This window comes from Methylibium sp. (assembly GCF_031393925.1).
Lineage (GTDB): Bacteria > Pseudomonadota > Gammaproteobacteria > Burkholderiales > Burkholderiaceae_C > Methylibium.
This window is the reverse complement of sequence record NZ_JANMWL010000223.1, coordinates 1-2,951: the sequence shown is the minus strand read 5'-3', so window position 1 is coordinate 2,951 and position 2,951 is coordinate 1. Positions and strand designations below refer to the sequence as shown.

At 67.9% G+C, this 2,951-nt stretch carries 3 protein-coding genes; 1 reads left to right on the top strand and 2 read right to left on the bottom strand.

Features of this window, described 5'->3' with window-relative positions:
• A partial coding sequence (locus RMO12_RS11730) for a GTP-binding protein (RefSeq protein ID WP_309639428.1) occupies positions 1-1,005 on the bottom strand: 1,005 nt, incomplete at its 3' end.
• 386 nt (positions 1,006-1,391) lie between these two features.
• Between RMO12_RS11730 and RMO12_RS11725 the strand changes: the two genes are divergently transcribed.
• The gene (locus RMO12_RS11725; protein WP_309639427.1) at positions 1,392-2,408 is read left to right on the top strand and encodes an NAD(P)-dependent alcohol dehydrogenase; all 1,017 of its coding nucleotides are present in this window, start codon (positions 1,392-1,394) and stop codon (positions 2,406-2,408) included.
• A 69-nt stretch (positions 2,409-2,477) separates the two neighbouring features.
• On the opposite strand, the gene RMO12_RS11720 is transcribed toward RMO12_RS11725, so the two are convergent.
• Positions 2,478-2,951, bottom strand: a 474-nt coding sequence (locus RMO12_RS11720; protein WP_309639426.1) for a c-type cytochrome, incomplete at its 5' end; no start/stop codon positions are given.

Below are 2,951 nucleotides of genomic sequence, written 5' to 3'. Positions count from 1 at the left end.
GATCCAGGCGCGGTCGAGCCGCTGACCGATGAACACCAGCACCGTGCGGCGCGGCTCGCGCGCACGCCAGAGCGAGCCGCCATTGATTTGCAGCAGGCTCTGCACGCCCTGCACCACCAGCCGCTGGCGCTGGTGCTCGGCATACACGACGCCCTTGAAGCGCCAAAGCCGTGTGCCAAAGCGCTGCATCAAGGCGTCGAAGAAGACGTTGAGCCGCTCCAGGCCGAGCGGCGCCTCGGACTCGAACACGCAGGACACCACGTCGTCGCTGTGCATGCCCGCAGCCACCGGTCGCAGGCGCTGCGAGCGGGCCGGCTGCGTCAGCCCCACGCGCGTGCGCAGGCGCAGCAGCTCCTCGGGCGCGACATAGTCGAAGGTGTAGGCGCGCGCGTCCTGCAGCAGCGCCAGAACCTCGCGCAGGTCGCTGCGCTGCAGGTCCACCGGCACTAGCTGCGCGCGCGGGTTCATCTCACCCAGCTGCTCGGTGAGCGCTGCCTGCGCGGCGGGCTCGGCGAGGTCGCACTTGGTGAGCAGCAGGCGGTCTGCGTAGGCGATCTGCGCGCGGTTTTCCACGCGCTCGAGTTGCTCCATGCCATGCACCGCGTCGACAAGCGTCACCACGCCGTCAAGGTGAAAGCGCGTGAGGATCGCCGTCTCGGCGAGGAAGGTCTGGATGATCGGCCCGGGGTCGGCGATGCCGGTGGTCTCGATCAACACGCGCTCGAAGCTGAAGGCGCCCGCGTCGCTCTGGCGGGCCAGTTGGTCGAGCGCGCGGGCCAGGTCGCCGCGCACCGTGCAGCACAGGCAGCCGTTGGCAAGCTGGATGACGGTCTCGTCCTTGTCGGTGACCAGGAACTGCGCGTCGACACCGACCGCGCCGAATTCGTTCTCGATCACCGCCAGCCTCTCACCATGCGCCTCGCGCAGGATGCGGTTGACGAGCGTGGTCTTGCCCGCGCCCAAAAAGCCGGTGATGACGGTGACGGGGGTGGTGATGACGGGCATGGGTTCGGTGCAGGCTGATGTCCGCAGAGCCGAGCGCAGCGGCCCATGGATGGCGGAGCACTGTTGCACGGCGACCCACACTCCGCAGGGTGAGAGGTGATTCGTCGACTTTAGAAAACCAACCCGTCGCTGGCATCCGGGGTAATTCCCTAGCGCCTAGGCAGATCGCTTACCGCGCCGCAACCTGCTCGCTGACCGCGTCTACCGGCGCTTGCAGCGCAGCACTTGCGCCAGCAGCCAGGCCGGTGCAAAGGCCTGATGCCGATCGGGTGCAAGCTGGTTAGCATCGACCCGCACGCGCAGCAACAAGCCAAGCCACGAGCGCGGCAGCCGGTGTCACCCTGGCACCGTGCAGCCTTTTAAAATCCAACCCCCGAGGAGCCCGCATGAAACGCTACGAAATCCACCCCGCCCATGCCGAGTCGCCGCTGCGAGTCGCCGAGTTCGAGCCCGCGCCGCTGGGCGAACACGAAGTTGCCGTGGCCATCAAGGCGGTGTCGCTCAACTACCGCGACTTGCTGGTGAGCCGCAACACCTATTTCTGCAACATTCCCAACGGCCTGGTGCCCTGCTCCGACGGCGCCGGCGACGTGGTGGCGGTGGGCAAGCAGGTTCGTTTGCTCGCCGTCGGCGACCGCGTGGCCACGCTGTTCTTTCCGCACTGGCAAGGCGGGCGCCCCGACGCAGCCTCGGTGACCGGTGCCTTGGGCGCGGAGTCTGCAGGCGCCTTCACCGAACGTTTCGTGAGCGACGAAAGTGGCCTCATCAAGCTGCCCGCGGGCCTGAGCCACGCCGAGGCGGCCACGCTGCCGTGCGCCGCGCTCACCGCCTGGAACTGCCTGTTCGAAGCAGGCACGCTCGTGCCCGGCCAGACCGTGCTGCTGCAGGGCACGGGCGGGGTTTCAATCTTTGCCTTGCAGTTCGCCAAGGCGGCCGGCGCGCGCGTCATCATCACCTCGAGCAGCGACGCCAAGCTCGAGCGCGCCCGCGCCCTCGGCGCCGACCACGGCATCAACTACAAGACCCATCCCGACTGGTCGCAGGAAGCGTTGCGCGTCACCGGCGGGCGCGGCGTGGACGTGGTGATCGAAGTGGGCGGCCCCGGCACCTTGGAGCAATCCCTCGCGAGCGTGTGCATCGGCGGGCGCATCGCCTACGTGGGCGTGCTGACCGGCCTGGCCGGCCAGGCCAACCCGGTCATGCTGATTCCCAAGGCCGCCGCCCTCCACGGCATCTTCGTGGGCAGCCGCGCGATGTTTGCCGACATGCTGGGCGCCATGACCCTGCACGGCATCAAGCCGCAGATCGACCGCGAGTTCGCGTTCGGCGAGGCGCCGGCCGCACTCGCCAGGCTGGAAAGCGGCGGGCACTTCGGCAAGATCGTGATCCGGGTCGGGGGCTGAGGTCGGCGTTAAGCTTGGGCCTCGCGCATCACCAGCCGGGGCCCATTTCAAACGTCAACTCACCGTCGCTCACCACAGGTGATCGTTATCCGTCGCCTTGAGCTCGGCCGCCTTGACACGCAGGCTTTCGGCACGCAAGAAGCTGACGATCTGCCAAATGTCGGCCTCGCTCAGGCTCGGCCCGAAGGCACCCATGGCCGTGCCGGGGCGGCCGTTCGAGATAACTTGAAACATGTAGGCGTCACTGTTAGCGCCTCCCGGACCCCACGCGCCTCTGACGAGTTGCGGCGCCTTCCCGCCCTTGGCGCGCGAGTTGTGGCACAACTGACAGCTGCGACCGAAGAGTTCTTCGCCATTGCGAGCGGCTTGCGGATTGTCGGCAAATGGGTTCGCGGCCGGGGCGGGCCCTGACTGGGCGTGCGCCGCTCCGCCCAGGCAAAGCACGATGCCGAGCACGGTCGCGCGCAGCCTCGCTCGCCGTGCGTGATGGGCGGTCGTGGCGTAAAGGAACATACGCTGCACACGCCAAGACGACTTCATGGG